Genomic DNA, 20,398 nt, shown 5'->3' with positions numbered 1-20,398 from the left:
CTGCAGCGCGGTCCCGGTGCGCCCCGGCAGACGTTCCTATGGCCCGCCCAGCAGCGACTGCCGCTGCGGCCACAGCGTCACCGACTCCAGCGCGGACAGGGCCCGGGCCACGGCCCGGGCCTCCGCCGTGAACAGGTTCCCGTGGACGCGCTGGCTGCATAGCCGCAGCGCCTGGCCGCGGTCCAGGCCGAACCAGTCCATCACCGTGTCGATGCCGTGCGGACTGAGCCGCCAGGTCTTGTCCGCGTCCTTGACGATCGCGTCCTCGATAGAGAGCGCCTCGCGGCGGGAGTCGTGGCCGTCGATGATGCCCAGGATGGCCGGCACCTTCCCGGCGTCGTATCCTGCCTCGGCAAGGATCCCGGCGGCGAGCCGGGCGCCTTCCTTCTCGTGCAGCAGCACCAGATCCGGCCTGCCGCCGCCGGGCGCAATCGCCTGCAGGACTTCCGCGGGCGGCACCTGCGACCAGCCGATGTCATGCAGCAGGATCGCGGGCAGGACGACGGCGGCATCCGCCTCCGGGTGCGCCTCGAGCATTGCGCGGGCCAGCCCGAAGGCGTAGAGCGTGTGGGCGTCGTTGTCGCGGACCAACAGGAACGGCGCCGCAAGATGCCAGATGGCGGCGAGTTCCAGGTCCAGCGCGATAACGCCCTCGGGCTCCGCCTCGATCCCGGCGGAAATATCGAGGCCGGAATAGTTGGCGTCCGGCAGCAGTTTGGTCATCCTGCCAGCGTGCCTGCCGGACCGGCCGCGGGCAAGGACCGCCTTCCGCCCAGCGGAACCTGGAAGGGCCCGGCCGGTTGACGCCGGCCGGGCCCCCCGTCTTACTGCTTGCCGCGGCCGCAGGGACTAGACCAGCGTGGAGGTGTCGATCACGAAGCGGTACCTCACGTCGGAGGCCAGCACACGCTCGTAGGCGTCGTTGATCTTCCCGGCCGGGATGACCTCGATCTCGGCGCCAAGCTTGTGCTCGGCGCAGAAGTCCAGCATTTCCTGGGTCTCCCGGATGCCACCGATCATGGATCCGGCGAAGGACCGGCGCCCCATGATCAGGGCGAAGGCGTTCACGGGCAGCGGTTCAGCCGGGGCGCCCACGTTCACCAGGGCGCCGTCGAGGCTCAGCAACTGCAGGTAGGAGCTGATGTCGATCGAAGCGCTGACGGTGTTGATGATCAGGTCAAATGAGCCTGCCAGATCCGTGAAGGTGTTTTCGTCGCTGGTGGCGTAGTAGTGGTCCGCGCCCAGTTTCAGCCCGTCCTCCAGCTTCTTCAGCGACTGTGACAGCACGGTCACCTCGGCGCCCATGGCGTGGGCGAGCTTCACGGCCATGTGTCCGAGGCCGCCGAGTCCCACGATGGCCACCTTCTTGCCGGGTCCGGCACCCCAGTGGCGCAGCGGCGAGTAGGTGGTGACGCCGGCGCAGAGCAGCGGCGCGGCGACGTCGAGTTCGATGCCGTCGGGGATCCGCACGACGAAGTCCTCGGTCACCACCACGTGGGTGGAGTAGCCGCCCTGTGTGATCGTGCCGTCGCGGTCCACGGCACCGTACGTGCCCGTGTTCCCGGCGAGGCAGTACTGCTCCTCACCCTTCTGGCAGTTGACGCACTCGCGGCAGGAATTCACCATGCAGCCGACGCCGACCCGGTCACCGACGGTGTGCATGGTGACGGCAGAGCCGACCTCGGAAACGATGCCGGCGATCTCGTGGCCCGGCACCAGGGGGAACTGCTGGGGCCCCCAGTCACCGCGGACGGTGTGGATGTCGGAGTGGCAGATGCCGGCGAACTTGATGTCGATCAGGACGTCGTGCGGGCCAACGTCCCGGCGCTCGATGGTGGTCGGAACGAGGGGTTCCGTCGCGGAGGGGGCGGCGTAAGCGTTAACGGTAAGCATGGATCTCCTGCTTGTGGATGGTGTGGGGGGTGCCCCGGCGTCCGGCACCGGTCAGGTGCGGCCTTTCGGCCCGGTCATCATCGGGGGCACTATCCATCAAACACCATTCGGCTGCCGGAGAGGGAGGCCCTGCTGTGAGGGGTGCTGGCAGGGACTCCCTTACGGCACCGCACCCTCTACCGTTGATTGGATGGACAACCAGAGCGAGACCCGGGACTTCCTCGCCACCCGGCGGGCGAAAATCACCCCGGAACAGGCGGGTCTGCCCGTCTACGGCGGCAAGCGCCGCGTCCCGGGGCTGCGCCGGAGAGGATGCCCTGCTGGCCGGGGTCAGTGTCGAGAATTACACCCGACTGGAGCGCGGGGACCTCTCCGGAGTCTCCGAGGGCGGCCTGGAAGCCCTGGCGCGGGCGCTGCAGCTGGATGAGGCGGAGCAGGCCCGCCTGTTCGACCTGGCCCGGGCTGCCAGCACCAGCCGCAGGCCGCAGCGCCGGCGCCCCGCCACCCAGCCCGCCTCATTTTCCTCGACAGCCGTGCCCACGGGTTCTACCCGGACTGGGAGCGCGCCGCGAATGACACGGTGGCGATCCTGCGGACCGAGCCCGGCTCCCCCACCGGGGACGCGCTGCGGCTGCTGGCCAGCTGGGCCGCGAGCCAGCGGGCAGCTCAGGAACCGCTGAAGCAGGGCTAAGGGGCAGCCAACTGTCGGGGGACGTGCAGCGGACGACGTTGGCCGCAACCTTGGCTAGGTACCGGACACGGTGCGGCCGATGATCAGGCGCATGATCTCGTTGCTGCCTTCGAGGATCTGGTGGACCCGCAGGTCCCGGGCGATCTTCTCCAGTCCGTACTCGGAAAGGTAGCCGTAGCCCCCGTGGAGCTGGATGGCGCTGTTGGCGACGTTGAACCCGGCATCCGTGGCGACCCTCTTGGCCATGGCGCAGAGCTTGACGGCGTCGGGCGCCCCGCGGTCCAGCGCGTCCGCTGCCCGCCAGAGCAGCGTCCGGGCGGTCACTAGCTCTGTTTCCATGTCGGCCAGCTGGAACAGCAAGGATTGCTGGTTGATCAGCGGTCCGCCGAACGCCTCGCGTTCCTTGAGGTAGGCCACCGACTTATCCAGGGCAGTCTGGCCGCCGCCCAGGGAGCAGGCGCCGATGTTGACGCGACCTCCGTTGAGCCCCTTCATCGCGATCCCAAAACCGCTGCCTTCGTCTCCGAGGCGGTTGGCAATCGGAACCCGGACATTGTCGAAAATAACCTGGCGGGTCGGCTGGGCGTTCCACCCCATCTTTTTCTCGTTCGGACCGAACGACAGGCCCGGGGTCCCCGCCGGGACAACTATGGCCGTGATGCCGCGGTTTCCGTTGTCGGCGGTGCGGGCCATCACGATGTAGTAGCTCGACGACCCGGCCCCGGAGATGAATTGTTTGACGCCGTTCAGCACGTACTCTTCGCCGTCGCGCGCCGCCCTGGTGCTCAACGCGGCAGCGTCGGAGCCGGCGCCGGGCTCGGTAAGGCAGTAGCTGCCCAGGGCTTCCATGGAGGCAAGCTGCGGCACCCACTGGGCGCGCTGCTCATCGTTGCCGAAGGAGTCGATCATCCAGACCACCATGTTGTGGATGGAGATGTAGGCGGCAATCGTCGGATCAGCCTTGGCCAGTTCCTCGAAGATCAGCACCGCATCGCTGCGCGTTAGCCCGGAGCCGCCGAACTGCTCCTGCACATAGATGCCGCCCATACCCAGGGCGCCGGCTTCGCGCAGGACGTCCACCGGGAAGTGTTTGGTCTCGTCCCATTTCGCGGCGTTCGGTGCCAGAGCCCCGTTGGCGAAGTCCCGCACCATCGCAACCAGCGACTGCTGGTCCTCGTTGAGTTCAAACATACCCAGTCCTCCGAAGCGTAGATTTTGACTCAATGTAGTACGCCGGCCCGCTTATTACTAGGACTTCCTACTATATTTTCTTCACGACCCCCTCCGGACCCCGCTCATCGACGAACAATATGCGAAGCTGCACCCGGCCGGCACGCAGCAATCAGCGGCTACCCGATCAGTGCCAGCACCGCGCCGGCAGTAACGACGCCGCCGGCCTCCGCGCGGAGGCCGGACACGGTGCCGTCGCGGTGGGCCGGGACCTGGGTTTCCATCTTCATCGCCTCCAGCACGACGACGGGATCCCCCGCCGAGACCTCGGCGCCCGGTTCCACGAGCCACTTCACCACGGTCCCGGCCATCCCGGCGCGCAGTTCCCCGGGGTGGGGGGCGGCAGCTCCGCCGTCGGACGCCCCTTCCACGGACACCCCGGCGGGCAGCAGGGGGCCCCCGGACAGAGTCCGAGTAGACAGCGCCCAGCCGTCCAGCAGATCCGCCGGCAGCCCGACGGCCATCCGGCGGCCGTCCACCTCGACGGTGACGGTGCGGCGTTCGCCGTCGGGCGCGGTGGTGCTGAAGCCTGGGTCGGCGGCGATGGTGTCCGCGAAGTCGGTCTCGATCCAGCGGGTGTGGATGCCGAGGCCGGTTTCGGAGGTGAAGTCCGGGGATTCGACCACGGCGCGGTGGAACGGGAGCACGGTGGCCACCCTGGTGATGCTGATTTCGGCGAGGGCGCGGCGGGCGCGGCGCAGCGCCTGCTGCCGGTCGGCGCCGGTGACGATCAGTTTCGCCAGCAGCGAGTCGAACTGCGGCGGGACGAACGAGCCGGAGCGGACGCCGGTGTCGAGCCGGATGCCGGGGCCGGTGGGGCCGTGGAACTCCCCGACGGTGCCGGGCGAGGGCAGGAAACCGCGCCCCACGTCCTCGGCGTTGAGCCGGAATTCGAAGGAGTGGCCGCGCGGCGCCGGGTCCGCGGTGATGCGCAGCGGTTCCCCCGCGGCGATGCGGAACTGCTCCTGCACGAGATCGATCCCGGTGGTTTCCTCGGTGATGGGGTGCTCCACCTGGAGCCGGGTGTTGACCTCGAGGAACGCCACGGTGCCGTCCGCGGCGACCAGGAATTCCACCGTGCCGGCGCCGGAGTAGCCGGCCGCGCGGCAGACCGCCTTGGCGGCGTCGTAGATCTGGCGGGTCTGTTCGTCGCTGAGGAACGGCGCGGGGGCCTCCTCCACGAGCTTCTGGTGCCGGCGCTGGAGGGAGCAGTCGCGGGTTCCGACGACGACGACGTTGCCGTGGGCGTCCGCGAGGACCTGCGCCTCGACGTGGCGCGGCCGGTCGAGGTAGCGCTCCACGAAGCATTCGCCGCGGCCGAAGGCGGCGATGGCCTCGCGGACGGCGGAGTCGAAGGCTTCCTCGACCTCGTCGAGGGCGCGGACCACCTTCATGCCGCGGCCGCCGCCGCCGAAGGCCGCCTTGATGGCGATGGGCAGGCCGTGCATTTCGGCGAAGGCGCGGGCCTCGGCGGCGGAGTCCACCGGGCCGTCGCTGCCGGCGACCAGCGGGGCGCCGGCGCGGACGGCGGTTTCGCGGGCGGTGATTTTGTTGCCGAGCAGCCGGATGGCGTCCGGGGTGGGCCCGATCCAGGTGAGGCCGGCGTCGAGGACGGCCTGGGCGAATTCGGCGTTCTCGGACAGGAAGCCATAGCCGGGGTGGAGGGCGTCGGCGCCGGAGTCGGCCGCGGCGGCGAGCAGCTTGGGGATGTTGAGGTAGGTGTCCGCGGGCGAGTTGCCGCCCAGGGCGTAGGCCTCATCCGCGGCGGAGACGTGCAAGGCGTCGGCGTCAATGTCCGCGTAGACGGCGACGGAGGCCAGCTGCGCGTCGTCGCAGGCCCGGGCGATCCGGACGGCGATTTCACCGCGGTTGGCGATCAGGACCTTGCGCATCAGTAGCTCGCTTCTTCTTCGGGGGTGACGGGGTCGGAGGTGGCGGTGCCGCCGAGGGTGGATTCGGCCCAGCGGAAACGGATCTTCCCGCCGATCGGGATCTGGCCGGCGCGGTCCAGCTGGGAGTCGACCACCACGGCGATCACCGGGTAGCCTCCGGTGATCGGGTGGTCGGCCAGGAAGAGCACGGGGAGTCCTTCCGGCGGGACCTGCAGGGCGCCGGCGACGGTGCCCTCGCTGGCGAGTTCGCCCCGGCGGGTGCGCTGCAGCGGGGTTCCCTGCAGGCGCATGCCCACCCGGTTGGACTGCGGTTTCACTTCCCAGTCCTGGGCCGTGAACGAGTCCAGCGCCGCCTGATCGAACCAGTCGGCGCGGGGGCCGGGGACGACGTCGAGCACGGTGACGCCGGTTCCCGGGTACTCCGGCTGCAGTTCGGGGTGGCCGACGACGCCGGATTCGGCCTCCCCGCCGGCGGCGAGGAGCTGGCCGGCGGCCAGCGGGGCCGGGCCGATCCCGGACATCGTGTCGGTGGAGCGGCTGCCGAGCACCGGGGCGGTGTCGACGCCGCCGCGGACGGCGAGGTAGCTGCGGAAGCCGCTCTCCGGGGGACCGATGCTCAGGGTTTCGCCGACGAGCAGGGCGAAGGGGGTGGCCATCGGGACGGTCCGCCGGGACGGACCGGACCTGGCCCCGTCGGAGCCGTCGGCGTCGTCCGAAACAACATCGCCGGAGACGGCGTCGCAGGGCGACTCGATGGTCAGCTCCGACGGCGCCCCGGCAACGGCAAGGACCTGATCCCCGACGGCCTGCACCGTAAGCCCGCCGGCGACGGTCTCCACCGCTGCCGCCGACGGCGCGTTCCCGACCAGGCGGTTGGCCCGGCGCAGCGAGGCCCGGTCCAGCGCGCCGGCCGCGGAGACGCCCAGGCCCGAGTGGCCGTGGCGGCCAAGGTCCTGGATCAGGCTCTGCAGCCCCGGCGCGACAACCCGGAGTCCGGTCGCCAGCTCCGGGGCAGGAACCTGGGCCGGGTGTTCCGGCGCCAGCGTGACGATGTCGCGGACCGCGCGGAACCGGACCTGGTGGCCGGGGGCGGCCAGCGCGGGCTGTTCCCGGCCCAGGTCCCACATGGCGGCGCCGGTGCGGCCGATCAGCTGCCAGCCGCCGGGCGACCGGCGCGGGTACACGGCCGAATAGTTCCCGGCCAGCGCCACCGAACCGGCGGGGACGGCGGTGCGCGGCGAACTGCGCCGCGGCACCTCAAGCACCTGGTTTTCGCCCACCATGTAGCCGAAGCCCGGGGCGAAGCCGGCGAAGGCCACGGTCCAGATCTGCCCGGTGTGGGCCGCGATCACGCCGTCGGTTCCGAGGCCGGTCAGCTCCCCCACCTCGGCGAGGTCCTCGCCGTCGTACACGGTGTCGATGACCACCAGCTCGCCCTCCCGCTGCGCGGGGGCGGTGAGGTCGAACTGGAGCAGGCGCGCGGCGATCCGCCGGGCCGACACCGGCGAATCCGCGGTGACCAGCACCGTCTCGGCCGCGGCGAGGACGTCCAGCTGGCCCGGCAACGGGCACTCAAAGAGCAGCGCCTGCAGTGCCAGCACGTCCTGGGTTCCGGAGAGCTCGGCCAGTACCGCGCGGGTTCCCACCGCCCGCACGGAGCGGACCTTCTGTATAGCCAGGGTTTGCCCTGCTGTCTCAATCATGAGCTGCCTTCATCGTTGGCGATGCCTCGAGGTGGTCCGCGCCGCTTAGGCGTGGACGAATGCTGCGGTGCTGATGCCGGCGGCGGTCAGAGCCGCGCGGACTGCGGCGGCCATGGCGACGGCTCCCGGGGAGTCGCCGTGCACGCAGATGCTCTCTGCGCGGATCTTCAGGATGGAGCCGTCAACGGTGCGGACGGCAGAATCGGACGCCATCCGGAGGACATGCTCCGTGACCTCCACATGGTCGTGCAGGACGGCTCCGGGCAGGGTGCGGGAGACGAGGGTGCCGTCCGGGTTGTAAGCCCGGTCCGCGAAGGCTTCGGTCACGGCACGGAGGCCGGCGGCCTCGGCCAGGCGGAGCACTTCGGAGCCCGGCAGGCCCAGGATGGGCAGGTTCGGGTCCACGGACTTAACGGCGTCGACGACGGCCCTCGCCTGCGCGGTGTGCGCCACGATCGCGTTGTAGAGCCCGCCGTGAGGCTTGACGTAGGTGACCTTGCCGCCTTCCGCGGCGGCCAGGGCCTGCAGCGCGCCGATCTGGTAAACGACGTCGTCCGCGAGCTCGATCGGGTCGATGTCCAGGAAGCGGCGGCCGAACCCTGCGAGGTCGCGGTACCCGACGTGGGCGCCGATCACGACGCCGGCGGCCACCGCCTCGCGGCAGGTCTTCCGGATCACGCTGGGGTCGCCGGCATGGAATCCGCAGGCCACGTTCGCGCTGGAAACCGAACGGAACATCGCAGTGTCATCTCCCAGGCTCCAGCGTCCGTAGGATTCGCCGACGTCGCTGTTCAGGTCGATGGTTGCCATTTGTGATCCTCGTCTCATGGGGTTCCTCCATCTAGGATGCACCAAATCCCTGAATTGTTCAACAATTCTCCGATTCCACGATGTGACGATCGTGTAGATTCGCATCTATGACGAGCGCCGAATCAGGATTCCCCGGCATTCCCGGCTCCACCCCCGCCGGACGCAGCAAGGCCTCCGGCACGGCGGGCGCGGCCCTGGGGCCGGCGGCCCGGCTGCGAGTGGCCACCCCCTCTGTGGCGGACCGGGTCGCGGCCGAGCTGCGGCTGCAGCTGGCGGAAGGACTGCTGTTGCCGGGCGCACGGCTGACCGAATCAACCATCTCCGAGGAGCTGGGCGTTTCCCGCAACACGATCCGCGAGGCCTTTGCCGAGCTCGCGGCCGAGCGGCTGGTCGTCCGGCATCCCAACCGGGGCATGTTTGTCGCAACCCTGGGGCCGGGCGAGATCCATGACGTTTACACCGTGCGCCGGTTCATCGAAGTCGGCGCGATCCGCGGCGGAGGAAGCCCGGAGCGGGTGGCCGCGGTCCGCGCGGCAGTGGAGGAGGGCCGGGCCGCGGCGGCAGCGGACGACGAGGAAGCGCTCGGCAGCGCGAACCAGCATTTCCATGGGGCCGTCGTGGCGCTGGCCGAGAGTCGGCGCCTCAATACGATCATGGCTCAGGTGCTGGCCGAGATGCGGCTGTTCTTTCACAAGGCCACCGTGGATGCGCATTTTTACCGCAGCTACCTCGACGACAACGAGGAAATCTGCAAGGCCCTGGAGGCGGGGCAGCTGGACCGTGCCGGGGACCTGCTGCTGGCATACCTGAATAACTCGGAGGAGAAGCAGCGCGCGGTCCACGGCGACTAACCAATTATTGACGCGCCGGGGCCCCTGTCGGTTCGCCGGGGCCCGGTACGGCGATCTAGGAATTGTTGAACAATTCCTTGCGCAGATTGTTCAACAGTCTGTACAGTTGCGGGAGACAATCGTTGTGACGCCAGTCACCCAACTGTTGGGACCCCCATGGAAACCACCACCGTTAAGGCCGCCCTCAAACCGGCCGCCCGGCGTTCCGCCCTGCTGGGCGCCATGTTCCTCATGGCTACCAGTGCCATCGGCCCGGGGTTCATCACCCAGACCACAGCCTTTACCGTCCAGCTCGGCGCCGCCTTCGCCTTCGCGATCCTGGTCTCGATCCTGGTCGACATTGCCGTGCAGGCCAACGTCTGGCGGATCATTGGCGTCTCCGGTCTGCGGGCCCAAGAGCTCGGCAACAAGGTCCTCCCCGGCGTCGGATGGTTCCTCGCCGCGCTCGTCTTCATGGGTGGGATCGTCTTCAACATTGGCAATATCGCCGGAACCGGGCTCGGCACCAACGCCATGATGGGGCTGGATCCCAAAATCGGCGGGGCTGTGTCCGCTGTGCTGGCGATCCTGATCTTCCTCAGCAAACGGGCGGGGGTGGCCCTCGACCGGATCGTGGTGATTCTCGGTGCCTTGATGATCCTGATGACGCTGTACGTGGCAGTGGTTTCCGCCCCGCCGCTGGGTGAGGCCCTCAAGAACACCGTCATGCCCGAGAAAGTCGACTTCCTGGTCATCACCACCCTCATCGGCGGAACGATCGGCGGCTACATCACGTACGCGGGTGCCCACCGCATGTTGGACACCGGCGTCACCGGCGTTGAAAACGTCAAACAAATCACGCAGAGCTCGATCGCCGGGATCCTGGTCACCTGCGTCATGCGCATCCTGCTCTTCCTGGCCATCTTCGGTGTGGTCGCCGGCGGCGTGGCCCTGACCGGCAGCAATCTGGCCGCCTCCGCGTTCCAGGCCGCAGCAGGCGATATCGGCATGCGCGTCTTCGGTGTCATCCTGTGGGCTGCCTCCATCACTTCCGTGATCGGTGCGGCTTACACCTCGGTCTCCTTCGTGACGAAGTCCAGCACCAGAGATCGCACCCGCAACCTGATCACCGTCGGCTTCATCGGTTTCTGCACCGTGGCCTACCTGCTGATCGGCCAGGCCCCGCAGCAGCTCCTCATCTTCGCCGGTGCCTTCAACGGCCTCATCCTCCCGGTCGGCTTCGGCGTCCTGCTCTGGGTGGCCTGGCGCCGCCGGGACCTCCTGCACGGCTACGTCTACCCCAAGGGCCTGCTGGTCATTGGCGTTGTGGCCTGGCTGCTGACCCTGTTCCTCGGCTACAGCTCGCTGACCAGCCTGGCCAAACTGTGGGCCTAGAACCAGTGACTGTTCCTGAGGTGACCGTGCCGTCCGCCGTCGGCCCTCCCGGAAACCCGGCAGGGCTGCTCCCGGCAGAGGCCCGGGCCCTGTTCCGCTCCGGTCTTGTGACGCCGACCTCCGGCTGGAGCAGCGGCTACGCACAGGCCAACCTGATCATTGTCCCCAAGGCGCAGGCCTTCGACGTTCTGCTGTTCGCGCAGCGCAACCCCAAGCCCTGCCCTGTCCTGGGCGTGCTGGACGCGGGTGCGACCTCCGGTGCGCTGCTGGCCGGAGGGGATATCCGCACCGATGTGCCCAAGTACGTGGTGTACCGGGAGGGCCGGAAGGTCGACGAACCAGCCGACATCACGGACCACTGGCGCGATGATCTCGTGACGTTCATTGTGGGCTGCAGCTTCACCTTCGAATCCGCCCTCCAGGCCAACGGCATCCGGGTGGCCCATATCGACCAGGGAGTGAACGTGCCCATGTACCGCACGTCCGTCCGCTGCGAACCGGCCGGACAAATGGCCGGTCCGCTGGTGGTCTCCATGCGTCCCGTTCCGGCGTCGCAGGTGGCCGACGCCGTCCGCATCACCTCCCGCTATCCGGCCGTGCACGGCGCCCCGGTCCATGTGGGCAACCCCGCCGAACTGGGCATCGCTGATCTGGGCCGGCCGGACTTCGGGGACCCGGTCCGGATCCCGGACGGGCACGTCCCTGTCTTCTGGGCGTGCGGGGTGACACCGCAGGCGGCCGTCATGGAGTCACGGCCGGCACTGGCCATTGGCCACTCCCCGGGCCACATGCTCATCACGGACGCACGCGACATCTTCTACCAGGTGCCTTAGGCTACTGGGCTCCGATGTGCGCCAGGAGTTCGTGCTCGGCGACGTCCAGGTACCTGCGCAACTCTGCCGCGGCCTCTTCCCTGCGGCCAGCGCGCAGCAGCGCCACGAGGGCGGCGTTGCGTTCCACGTAGTGGCTGTGGAAGTCCGCCGTGGTTGCCATGGCGTGGAAGACCAGCCGCATCTGGGCGAGGACCTTGTCCATAAGTTCGGCCACTGACGCACTCCCGGATAGCGCCACCAGCGCCTTGTGCAGGTCCTGGTTGGCATCGGCCATCTCCGTCACGGACCCCGCAGCCAGGGCGGCGCGGGCCACGTCGATGATGGCATCAAGGGCATCCAGGGTCTCTGCGCCGTACTCCCCCCACAGCACGGCCGCCGGCTCGATCAGCCGGCGGACCCGGTAGATTTCGCGGACATCCTCGGCCTGCGGCGCGGACACGAACACGCCGCGGTTGGGAATGCGCTGCACCACGGACTCGCCGGCGAGGACGGTGAAAGCCTCCCGCAGCGTATTCCGTGAGACGCCCAGGACCTCGGAGAGTTTCTGCTCGGAAAGTTTCGTTCCAGGGGCGATCTGGCCCGCCGAGATACGCGAACGCAGCACAGCAGCCACCCACGATCCGGTGTGGGCGTGAGTGGCCTGGATCTCGGCGGAGATCCCTTCAAGGGCGGCATTCATCGGCATGGATCCAATCTACCGAAGAAGCGTGCCCTCCCCGCGCCGGTGCGCCGCCGGCGGCACAGAGGGTGTGCTGGGACGCCTGTGACACGCCTGCCGTTCTGTGTTGCGGTAATTTCCGGCCGATACCGGCATACCGGCGCGCAAGGAATTCGGCGCATCGTGGAAAAATTTCCGCAGCGTCCGTGACGCTCCCCGGAACCCGGATCGCCTCGCCGCCGGGATTTCGGGGCTTACCCGGCCTTCGGCCCGCTGCTGGCCCGGACGACCAGCCGCGCCGGGTAGATCACCGGATCCCGGTCGGCCCCGGGGTTCGAGATGTCAGCGAGGAGGAGACGGCCCGCCTCGGTAGCCATTTCCACCATCGGCTGATGGATCGTGGTCAGGGGCAGCTCACCCGGAGCCGACACGTGGTCGTCAAACCCGACGACGGCGACGTCCCCGGGGACCGCCCGCCCCGAGGCCCGGATGGCCGTGACCGCGCCACGGGCCATCAGGTCTGACGCGGCAAAAATGCCGTCCAGACTGCCGTCCTGGGCCAGCAGCTCTTCGGTGGCCTTGGCGCCTCCGGCCGCTGTGAAGTCTCCGTGGGCGGCCGGTCCCGGCGGGAGCCCTGCTTCCCGGAGGCCCGCGTTCCAGCCGGCGAGCCGGTCCGCTGGGGCCGTCATATCCAGCGGGCCGGTGACGGTTCCGAGCCGGGTGCGCCCGGTTGCCGCAAGGTGAAGCGCCGCCAGCCGGGCGCCCTGGAAGCTGTCCACGTCAACGTAGTGGATTCCGAGATCCGCATCCCAGGGCCGTCCAATGAATACGGTGGGCAGACCGGACGCGGCGAGCTCCTCGGTCCAGCCATCCGCTTTGTGATGCGAGACCACAATGGCTCCGTCGACGTGGCCGCCGCGCAGGTAGCGGACCGTGCGCGACGGGTCGCCGCCGGCCCGGGACATCAGCAGGACCAACTGCATTTCCGTCTCGCGCAACGCCTCCGTCACACCGGTGATCACTGCAGCGAAGAAAGGGTCCATCATGACGCGGGCATCGGGTTCGTTGATGACCAGGGCAATTGATGAGGTTCGGCGGGTGACGAGGCTTCGCGCCGCAGGGTTCGGCGTATAGCCGAGGGCTACGACGGCGGCGGCGACGGCTGCCTGGGCCTCGGGGCTGACCCGGGAGCCGCCGTTGATGGCCCGCGAGGCGGTCGAGCGGGACACACCCGCCGCCTTCGCGAGGTCTTCAAGGGTGGGGCTGGACCTCGCCGGTTCGGGCCGGACACCCCCGTGGATCTGTTCGCTCATCACCTTGAGACTACGACATCCCCGGTCATCCCACGTGCGAGGCCACCTTGCTGGCCGGTATGGCGTTCGATGCCGCCACCTTCGCATACCAAAGGCCACTGGCCTTGGGGATCCGCTCCAGGGTCTCGTAGTCCACCCGGACCAGCCCGAACCGCTGGTGGTAGCCGTAGGCCCACTCGAAGTTGTCCAGCAGCGACCAGGCCAAGTAGCCGCGGACGTCCGCGCCGGCGTCGATCGCCTCCCGCACCGCGCGCAGGTGGGCATCAAAATAGGCCAGCCGGTCCTGGTCGTCAACATAGCCGTCGGCATCGGGAACGTCCGGATAGGCGGCGCCGTTCTCCGTCATGTAGATCGGGATGCCAGCCGGGCCCGTGTATTCGCTCTGGAGCCGCACCAGCAGCCGGAAGAGACCTTCGGGCTGGACCTCCCAGCCCATGCCGGTCACCGGTAGCCCGCGCGGCACCGAGTGCACACCATCAGCGGCGACGAACGGTGACGCCGCGGGCCGGCCAGCGGACTCCGGCGCCGCCTGCGCCGTCGTCGTCACGATTTCCGGGAGGTCCGGCTGCACGGCAGGGGACGCCGCCCTGGTGAGGGCCTCTCCCTGGTAGTAGTTGACACCCAGCAGGTCCACGGCCGCCGAGATGACGGCCAGGTCACCGTCCTGCACGACCGCGTCGAAACCGAGTCCGGCAACATCGTCCAGCACGTCGGCCGGGTACTCGCCGCGGAAGAGCGGATCCAGGAAGATCCGGTTGTGCAGGCCGTCGATGCGGCGGGCCGCATCCCGGTCGTCCGCGGAGCCGGGGTCAGCCGGATCCGCAACCGTGAGATTCAGGGTGATTCCAAGGCGTACGTCCGGGTCTCGCCGGCGCAGTTCGGCAACGGCAAGCCCGTGCCCGAGCAGCAGATGGTGGGCTGCGGCAAGGGCGGCCGCCGGTTCCTGCCGGCCCGGGGCGTGGACACCGGCGGCGTAGCCAAGGAACGCCGAACACCAGGGTTCATTGAGGGTCGTCCAAATCCGCACGCGGTCGCCGATCGCCTCGTGCATCACGGCGGCGTACTCGGCGAAAAGCCGGGCGGTCTCCCGGTTGGTCCAGCCTCCTTCGTCCTCCAGTGCCTGCGGCAGGTCCCAGTGGTAGAGCGTCAGCCAGGGGGTGATGCCTGCGGCCAGCAGTTCATCCACGAGACGGGAGTAGAACGCGATCCCCTCAGGGTTCGGCGTCCTTCCGTCCGGCATGCAGCGGGCCCATGACACCGAAAACCGGTACGCCTTCAGGTGCAGCGACTTCATCAGGGCCACATCCTGGGCGCTCCGATGGTAGTGGTCGCAGGCGATGTCGCCGTTGTGGCCGTCGGCGACCGCACCTGGAACCCGGCAGAACGTGTCCCAGATTGAGTCCTTCCTGCCGCCGAGGTGGGCGGCCCCTTCAATCTGGTAGGCAGCAGTCGCGGCCCCCCACAGAAAACCTTCGGGAAATGAAAGCGGGGTGGTGGTCATCCTTTTACTGCTCCTTGCATAATTCCGGAAACGAGCTGGCGGCCTGCAGCGACAAACAGCAGCAGCAGTGGAACGGTGGCCAGGACCGCACCAGCCAGCACCACCGAGTAGTCCACAAAGTGTGCGGCCTGCAGCAGTTGCAGCGCCACCGGCAGCGTGGGGTTGGAGGGGTCGAGGACGATGAACGGCCAGAAGAAGTTCGTCCAGGTGGCTACGAAGGTGAACAGCGCCAGCATCGCGGCAGCGGGCCGGGCGGCCGGAAATCCGATGTACCAGAAGGCCTGGATCATCGAGGCGCCGTCCATCCGCACCGCCTCGATGAGTTCGTCCGGAAGGGCGTCCCGGAGATACTGGGTCATCCAGAACACCCCGAAAGCCGTGACGACCCCGGGAATGATGACGGCCCACAGGGAGCCGGTCCAGCCCAGTTTGGACATCACGATGAACAGCGGGACCACGCCCAACTGCGTCGGGACCGCCATGGTTGCGACAACGAAAACCAGCAGCCCCTTACTCCCCCGGAAGCGGAGCTTCGCGAAGGCGAACCCGGCGAGGGTGGAGAACACCACGACGGATGCCGCCGTCACACTGGAGACGATGAGGCTGTTGCCCATGGCCTTCCAGAACGGGATGCTGTCGAAGACCTTCTCCGCGTTGGCGAGGAAGTTCCCGCCCGGCAGCAGCGGGATGCCGCGGCTCAGGACCGTGTTGTCGTGGCTGCCGACGAGGAAGGACCAGTACAGGGGGAAAAGGGATGCGAGCAGGACGGCGCCGAGGAAACCGTATGTCAGGAAGCCGGGCCGGCGGACGCTGGAGGAGCCCTTTTTGCGCCCTCCGCCGGGCCCCCGCCGTGCCGCGGCCCGGGCGGCGCCCTTGCCGGCGCTCTGTTCGATCATGGGGATAGAGCTCATTTGCGGCCTCCCTGGCTTGCGATGCGCTTGGTGATGACGAAGTTGAGCAGGGCAATCAGAACGATCATCACAAAGAGCAGCCACGCCACGGCGGAGGCCCTGCCGAAGTTCCGCTGGCCCCAGCCGAGTTCCCAGATGTACATGGTCAGCGTCTGCCACTGCCTGTCCGCCCCGCCCAGCCCGGACTGGTCGAAGACCCGCGCCTCGTCGAAAATCTGCAGTCCGCCGATCGTGGACGTGATGACCACAAAGATCACGGTCGGCCGCAGCATGGGGACGGTGACGGAGAAGAACTGCCGCAGCCGTCCGGCGCCGTCGATCGTGGCAGCTTCAAACACATCCCGCGGGATCGCCTGCATGGCTGCGAGGAAAATGAGGGCGTTGTAGCCGATCCAGCGGAAGTTCACCATGGTGGCGATCGCCGTGTGGCTGGCGAGCGACTCCGAATGCCATCGGACCGGATCCAGGCCAATAGCTTTCAGCATCTCGTTGACGAGGCCGAACTGGTCCGCGAAGAGGTTGTTGAAAATCAGGCCCACCGCCACCGGTGCGACGACGAACGGAACCAGGACACCCATCCGCCAGAACGTCCGGGCCCTCAGGTTCGCGTCCAGCACCGCCGCGATCACCAGGGCAATGATGACCTGGGGCACGGAGGAGAGGAGGAAGATGCTGAGGGTGTTGCCGACGGCGTTCCAGAAGTAGGGCTGCGCCAGGACGAACGCATAATTCTCCAGGCCCGTGAACTTCCCCTGCCCGCCGATGAGGTTCCAGTTGTGCAGCGAAACCCAGCCCGTGTACAGCAGCGGGAAGAGGCCCGTGACGCCAAACAGCAGGAAGAACGGGGAAATGTAGAGGTAGGGGGAGAGTTTCACGTCCCATTTGGAGACCTGCTGGGAGAAGGCCAGACGCCGGACACCGCTGCCGCCGCCGTCCGGCGGAGGTGCCTCAGCACCGGCGCTCCCGGGCTTGACCTGGTCCGTAACCGTCATGGCTTACAGGGACTTCACGGCAGTGACGAACTTCTCCCACGAGGAGGCCGCATCGTCCGTCTTGTCGACGTCCACACGGGTGAGGGCCTGCTGCATGGCGTCGTTGATGGCAAAGAACTTGGTGCCCTTGAACGGCGTCACTTCAACGGCCTTGGCCCGCTCGGCAAAGATCTTGCCGGTGGGGGCTCCGTTGAAGAACGCGTTGGTCTTCCCCAGCAGCTCGCTGCTTTCCAGTGCCGCCTTCTGGCTCGGGAAGGTGCCCTTTGCGGTGAAAGCCTTGACCTGCTGCTCGGGGGCGGTCAGCCAGCCGGCCAGCTTCCTGGCCTCGGCCTGGTTTTCGCTCTGGGTCGGGACCGTCAGGTAGGAGCCGCCCCAGTTTCCGCCGCCGCCGGGGAAAACGTTGGCTACGTCCCAGCCCGTGACTCCGGCTGCGTTGCCCTCGATAACCCCGAGCATCCAGCCCGGGCAGAGGGTCGTGGCGAAGGCGCCTGTCTGGAAACCGGCGGCCCAGTCATCGCTCCACTGGCCCAGGTGGGCCGAGAGTCCATCATCCGTGGAGGCCTTCAGCACCTGGTTGTATGTGTCTTTTACCTTCTCGTTGTCCGTCGCGATGACGGTTCCGCCTTCCTCCTCATAGGCCTTTTCGAGCTGGTTGCTCATTCCCTGGTAGATGGCTCCTGCGGAGTCGAACCACGCCGCGCCCGGGTTGGCGGCCTTGAATGTCTTGCCGGCCTCGAAGTAGCTGTCCCAGGTCCCGCCCAGCATCTTCGCAACTGCCTCGCGCTCGGTGGGCATGCCCGCCTTCTTGAGTAGCTCGGCGTTGTAGCAGACAGCCTCGGGCCCGGAATCCGTGCCGTAGCCCAGCAGTTTGCCGTCAGCCGTCTTCGCGGCATCGGTCTTCCAGTCCAGCCAACGTCCTTCGAAAGCCGGGTCGCTCAGGTCGGTGAAGCGGTCGGGGTACTGCAGCAGCTCGGGCAGCCAGTCGACCTCAACGCCTTCGATATCGGACAATCCGGACCCGGCTGCCAGCCGGGTGGTGAGGTTGTCGCGGGCTTCGTTGGTGGTGGCCGCCTTCTTGTGCTCGATCGTGACGTTGGGGTTCAACATTTCATATTCTTCAAAGAGTTTTTCGTAGCCGAACTCGTTGAACGTGCCAACGGTCAGTGTCACCGGCTTCGAACCGGTGGCTTCCTCGGCGCCGGGCTTCTCGGGGGCGGAGGATCCGCAGGCCGTGAGCGACAGGGCCAGGCACGCGGCCGCGGCCGACAGCGCAGAGAACTTGCTGGGGTTTTTCACAGGGAAGACTCCTTCGTCAAAATTCCATTCGTGCCACAGCGCCGGGAAGTCGCGGTGGCCGGATGGGGCAGCCGCACCATCGGGCGGCGGGCTGGGCGGTCCGTGTGGGAGCGCTCTCACAGCCATAGTGTCCTACCTCACATCCGGTTGTCAAGAACGGGTGCCAGCCCTGGCTCGGACCCTTGTTCATGGACGTGTGCGGTGTTACGCTCCAGTGCGGGAGCGCTCCCACAGTTGCGGTCACCCAGGTTAGATCGACCGCCGTTTCCCGCTGCACGCCTCGAACCCGCCCCCCAAAGAACAGGACTCGCAATGCCGCTAGCCCACTTCCCCGCCGGACCAGCGGCTGTCCCGGCTGGGATTCCGCAGCCGCGGCGCCTCAGCGTCCGGTCCATCGCCGGCATTGCGGCCCTCCTCATCGGCCTTATCGGTACCGGGGGCGGAGTGGCGGCCGCCTCGGTGGCTGCCGCACCCCAGACCCCCGCCCCTGCTCCGCCCCAAGCCGCCGCGCCAGCTTCCCCGGCTGTCCCACAGGCGGGAGTCCCGGATTTCGGTCCTAACGTCCGGGTTTTTGACCCCAGCATGCCGGTGGCCGAGATCCAGGCCACGGTCGACTCCATTGCCGCCGAACAGGTGGACGACGAAATGGGGTCCAAGCGGTACTCCCTGCTGTTCAAACCCGGCACCTATGGCAGCGCCGAGGAGCCCCTCATCGTCCAGGTCGGCTATTCGACGGAGGTTGCGGGCCTGGGCGCCTCACCCACGGACGTCACTATCAATGGGCACGTTGACGTCTACAACCGGTGCCTGACCGCGGACAACTGCATTGCCCTGAACAACTTTTGGCGCTCGTTGTCCAACCTCACCATCAACGTCACCGGCCTCGAGGGCTGCCGGAGTTCGGCCAACTTCTGGGCTGCCTCGCAGGCCTCCCCCATGCGGCGGGTCAACGTCACCGGCGGCAACCTGTCCCTGATGGACTACTGCACCGCCGGGCCGCAGTATGCCAGCGGGGGGTTCATTGCCGACTCCAAGACCGGCACTGTGATCAACGGTTCCCAGCAGCAGTATTTCGTGCGTGACAGCAGCATCGGCGACTGGTCCAACGGGGTCTGGAACCAGGTCTTCTCCGGCGTCGACGGCGCCCCGGCGCAGTCCTTCCCGAATCCGCCGTACACCACCCTGGCCAGCACCCCGGCGAGCCGGGAGAAGCCCTACCTCACCCTCGACGCCGCAGGCCAGTACGGCGTCTTCGTTCCCGCGGTCCGCACGGACGCCGCCGGCACCACCTGGGAAAACGGCCCAACGGCCGGCCGCAGCATTCCGCTGTCCGACTTCTACGTGGCCAGGCCCGGCGATTCAGTCAAGATGATCAACTCCCAGCTGGCTCGCGGCAAAAACCTGCTGCTGACCCCCGGGGTGTACGACATCGACCAGAGCATTGAGGTTAAGCGCGCCAACACGGTCGTGCTCGGGCTCGGCATGGCCACCCTGACCGCTGTCAATGGCGCCGTTCCGCTGACCGTCGCGGATGTCCCAGGCGTCGATATCGCTGCCGTCACGGTGGACGCCGGCGCAGTGAACTCGCCCGCGCTGATGCGAATTGGCAAGGCTACGAAACCTGAGGCCGATGGAGCTTCGAACTCATTGAACCGCAGCGACCCGGCCAATCCCACCACCCTCCACGACGTGTTCTTCCGCATCGGCGGCCCGCACGTGGGCAAGGCCTCCGTGAGCCTGGAAGTCAACAGCGACAACGTGCTCCTGGACCACATCTGGGCCTGGCGGGCGGACCACGGCAACGGCGTCGGCTGGACCACCAACACGGGGGACAACGGCGTTATCATCAACGGCGACCACGTGACGGCCACCGGCTTGTTCGTGGAGCACTACCAGCAGTACAACGTCATCTGGAACGGCGAACACGGCAAGACGGTGTTCTTCCAGAACGAACTGCCCTACGACGCGCCCAACCAGGCTGCCTGGCAGCATGACGGGGTCCTGGGCTGGGCCGGCTTCAAGATCGCCGATTCGGTCAAGACCCACGAACTCTGGGGCGGGGGAAGCTACGTCTACAACAACGTCGACCCCACGATTCATGCCACCCGGGGCTTCGAAGTGCCGGTCACGCCCGGAGTCAAGCTCCACAGCCTGCTGAGCGTGAACCTCGGCGCGGGGACCCTGGACCACGTCATCAACGACACCGGAGCACCGGTCTCGACGGACGCCGTCGGGGTACCCAGCTACCTCGCCAGCTTCGGCGGTGACAACGCCGGCTGACGCCGGCGACGCGCATTGAGTCCTGCGCGGCGGGGAATTCCTGTCGATACCGGAACTGCGGTGTCGACAGGAATTCGGCGCGTCCTGGAGAATTTCCCGCGTCGTGAGGGCAGAACCCGCACTCCGCTTCCGGCCGGCTGGCTAGATCCACCGGCGTGAGGCGGCCAGGC

16 protein-coding genes and 1 pseudogene are annotated in these 20,398 nt (G+C 67.9%); 5 read left to right on the top strand and 12 right to left on the bottom strand.

Annotated elements, in window-relative coordinates:
- Nucleotides 1-36 precede the first annotated feature (36 nt).
- Nucleotides 37-723: an HD domain-containing protein gene (locus ACZYZ3_RS05005; protein WP_463962727.1), complete on the bottom strand. Its 687-nt coding sequence runs from the start codon at nt 721-723 to the stop codon at nt 37-39.
- 126 nt (nt 724-849) lie between these two features.
- Nucleotides 850-1,893, bottom strand: a complete 1,044-nt coding sequence (locus tag ACZYZ3_RS05000) for an NAD(P)-dependent alcohol dehydrogenase (RefSeq protein WP_463962726.1) — start codon at nt 1,891-1,893, stop codon at nt 850-852.
- A gap of 190 nt (nt 1,894-2,083) precedes the next feature.
- Here ACZYZ3_RS05000 and ACZYZ3_RS04995 point away from each other — a divergent pair.
- Nucleotides 2,084-2,500, top strand: a pseudogene (locus ACZYZ3_RS04995) (helix-turn-helix domain-containing protein); the annotation flags it as partial.
- A 138-nt stretch (nt 2,501-2,638) separates the two neighbouring features.
- Here the strand turns inward: ACZYZ3_RS04995 and ACZYZ3_RS04990 are convergent.
- The 4 genes from ACZYZ3_RS04990 to ACZYZ3_RS04975 all read right to left on the bottom strand — a co-directional run bounded on the left by ACZYZ3_RS04990 (nt 2,639) and on the right by ACZYZ3_RS04975 (nt 8,219).
- Nucleotides 2,639-3,775 (bottom strand): acyl-CoA dehydrogenase family protein, encoded by a 1,137-nt coding sequence (locus tag ACZYZ3_RS04990; protein WP_463962725.1) that lies wholly within the window; start codon nt 3,773-3,775, stop codon nt 2,639-2,641.
- Between the two features lie 158 nt (nt 3,776-3,933).
- Nucleotides 3,934-5,706: an acetyl/propionyl/methylcrotonyl-CoA carboxylase subunit alpha gene (locus ACZYZ3_RS04985; protein ID WP_463962724.1), complete on the bottom strand. Its 1,773-nt coding sequence runs from the start codon at nt 5,704-5,706 to the stop codon at nt 3,934-3,936.
- Nucleotides 5,706-7,409 (bottom strand): 5-oxoprolinase subunit B/C family protein, encoded by a 1,704-nt coding sequence (locus tag ACZYZ3_RS04980; protein WP_463962723.1) that lies wholly within the window; start codon nt 7,407-7,409, stop codon nt 5,706-5,708. The genes ACZYZ3_RS04985 and ACZYZ3_RS04980 overlap by 1 nt, the downstream gene beginning before the upstream one ends.
- 45 nt (nt 7,410-7,454) lie before the next feature.
- On the bottom strand, nt 7,455-8,219 hold the full coding sequence (locus tag ACZYZ3_RS04975) for a LamB/YcsF family protein (protein ID WP_463962722.1): 765 nt from the start codon (nt 8,217-8,219) through the stop codon (nt 7,455-7,457).
- Between the two features lie 107 nt (nt 8,220-8,326).
- On the opposite strand from ACZYZ3_RS04975, the gene ACZYZ3_RS04970 reads away from it, so the two are divergent.
- The 3 genes from ACZYZ3_RS04970 to ACZYZ3_RS04960 all read left to right on the top strand — a co-directional run bounded on the left by ACZYZ3_RS04970 (nt 8,327) and on the right by ACZYZ3_RS04960 (nt 11,277).
- Entirely contained in the window at nt 8,327-9,070 is a 744-nt protein-coding gene (locus ACZYZ3_RS04970; RefSeq protein ID WP_463962721.1) for a GntR family transcriptional regulator, read from the top strand.
- Nucleotides 9,071-9,226: 156 nt separating this feature from the next.
- Nucleotides 9,227-10,444, top strand: coding sequence for an NRAMP family divalent metal transporter (locus tag ACZYZ3_RS04965; protein WP_463962720.1), 1,218 nt, complete (start codon nt 9,227-9,229; stop codon nt 10,442-10,444).
- Between the two features lie 5 nt (nt 10,445-10,449).
- A complete protein-coding gene (locus ACZYZ3_RS04960) occupies nt 10,450-11,277 on the top strand; it encodes a putative hydro-lyase (RefSeq protein ID WP_463962719.1) in 828 nt (275 codons plus the stop codon).
- 1 nt (nt 11,278) lies between these two features.
- On the opposite strand, the gene ACZYZ3_RS04955 is transcribed toward ACZYZ3_RS04960, so the two are convergent.
- The 6 genes from ACZYZ3_RS04955 to ACZYZ3_RS04930 form a co-directional block, all read right to left on the bottom strand.
- Complete coding sequence (locus ACZYZ3_RS04955) at nt 11,279-11,962, bottom strand: GntR family transcriptional regulator (protein ID WP_463962718.1); 684 nt, start codon at nt 11,960-11,962, stop codon at nt 11,279-11,281.
- Nucleotides 11,963-12,189: 227 nt separating this feature from the next.
- Complete coding sequence (locus ACZYZ3_RS04950) at nt 12,190-13,248, bottom strand: LacI family DNA-binding transcriptional regulator (protein ID WP_463962717.1); 1,059 nt, start codon at nt 13,246-13,248, stop codon at nt 12,190-12,192.
- A gap of 25 nt (nt 13,249-13,273) precedes the next feature.
- Nucleotides 13,274-14,749, bottom strand: a complete 1,476-nt coding sequence (locus ACZYZ3_RS04945; RefSeq protein ID WP_463962716.1) for a glycoside hydrolase family 1 protein — start codon at nt 14,747-14,749, stop codon at nt 13,274-13,276.
- Nucleotides 14,746-15,660 carry a carbohydrate ABC transporter permease gene (locus ACZYZ3_RS04940; protein WP_463962715.1) on the bottom strand — a complete coding sequence of 305 codons (915 nt, stop codon included), beginning with the start codon at nt 15,658-15,660 and terminating at the stop codon, nt 14,746-14,748. The genes ACZYZ3_RS04945 and ACZYZ3_RS04940 overlap by 4 nt, the downstream gene beginning before the upstream one ends.
- Nucleotides 15,657-16,652, bottom strand: a complete 996-nt coding sequence (locus ACZYZ3_RS04935; protein ID WP_463962714.1) for a carbohydrate ABC transporter permease — start codon at nt 16,650-16,652, stop codon at nt 15,657-15,659. Before ACZYZ3_RS04935 ends, ACZYZ3_RS04940 begins: the two co-directional genes overlap by 4 nt.
- A 3-nt stretch (nt 16,653-16,655) precedes the next feature.
- Complete coding sequence (locus ACZYZ3_RS04930) at nt 16,656-17,948, bottom strand: ABC transporter substrate-binding protein (protein WP_463962713.1); 1,293 nt, start codon at nt 17,946-17,948, stop codon at nt 16,656-16,658.
- Nucleotides 17,949-18,260: 312 nt separating this feature from the next.
- Between ACZYZ3_RS04930 and ACZYZ3_RS04925 the strand changes: the two genes are divergently transcribed.
- Nucleotides 18,261-20,228 carry a pectate lyase-like domain-containing protein gene (locus ACZYZ3_RS04925; protein WP_463962712.1) on the top strand — a complete coding sequence of 656 codons (1,968 nt, stop codon included), beginning with the start codon at nt 18,261-18,263 and terminating at the stop codon, nt 20,226-20,228.
- Nucleotides 20,229-20,398: the final 170 nt, after the last annotated feature.

The sequence above is a fragment of the Pseudarthrobacter linnaei genome (genome assembly GCF_055412825.1).
This window is presented reverse-complemented; position numbering and strand designations above follow the sequence as displayed.

Coding starts and splice junctions, on each gene's coding strand:
- ACZYZ3_RS04950 (WP_463962717.1), bottom strand. CDS start 13,248: ATGAGCGAACAGATCCACGGGGGTGTCCGGCCCGAACCGGCGAGGTCC.
- ACZYZ3_RS04935 (WP_463962714.1), bottom strand. CDS start 16,652: ATGACGGTTACGGACCAGGTCAAGCCCGGGAGCGCCGGTGCTGAGGCA.
- ACZYZ3_RS04945 (WP_463962716.1), bottom strand. CDS start 14,749: ATGACCACCACCCCGCTTTCATTTCCCGAAGGTTTTCTGTGGGGGGCC.
- ACZYZ3_RS04975 (WP_463962722.1), bottom strand. CDS start 8,219: ATGGCAACCATCGACCTGAACAGCGACGTCGGCGAATCCTACGGACGC.
- ACZYZ3_RS04940 (WP_463962715.1), bottom strand. CDS start 15,660: ATGAGCTCTATCCCCATGATCGAACAGAGCGCCGGCAAGGGCGCCGCC.
- ACZYZ3_RS04970 (WP_463962721.1), top strand. CDS start 8,327: ATGACGAGCGCCGAATCAGGATTCCCCGGCATTCCCGGCTCCACCCCC.
- ACZYZ3_RS04955 (WP_463962718.1), bottom strand. CDS start 11,962: ATGCCGATGAATGCCGCCCTTGAAGGGATCTCCGCCGAGATCCAGGCC.
- ACZYZ3_RS04965 (WP_463962720.1), top strand. CDS start 9,227: ATGGAAACCACCACCGTTAAGGCCGCCCTCAAACCGGCCGCCCGGCGT.
- ACZYZ3_RS04925 (WP_463962712.1), top strand. CDS start 18,261: ATGCCGCTAGCCCACTTCCCCGCCGGACCAGCGGCTGTCCCGGCTGGG.
- ACZYZ3_RS04980 (WP_463962723.1), bottom strand. CDS start 7,409: ATGATTGAGACAGCAGGGCAAACCCTGGCTATACAGAAGGTCCGCTCC.
- ACZYZ3_RS05000 (WP_463962726.1), bottom strand. CDS start 1,893: ATGCTTACCGTTAACGCTTACGCCGCCCCCTCCGCGACGGAACCCCTC.
- ACZYZ3_RS04985 (WP_463962724.1), bottom strand. CDS start 5,706: ATGCGCAAGGTCCTGATCGCCAACCGCGGTGAAATCGCCGTCCGGATC.
- ACZYZ3_RS05005 (WP_463962727.1), bottom strand. CDS start 723: ATGACCAAACTGCTGCCGGACGCCAACTATTCCGGCCTCGATATTTCC.
- ACZYZ3_RS04990 (WP_463962725.1), bottom strand. CDS start 3,775: ATGTTTGAACTCAACGAGGACCAGCAGTCGCTGGTTGCGATGGTGCGG.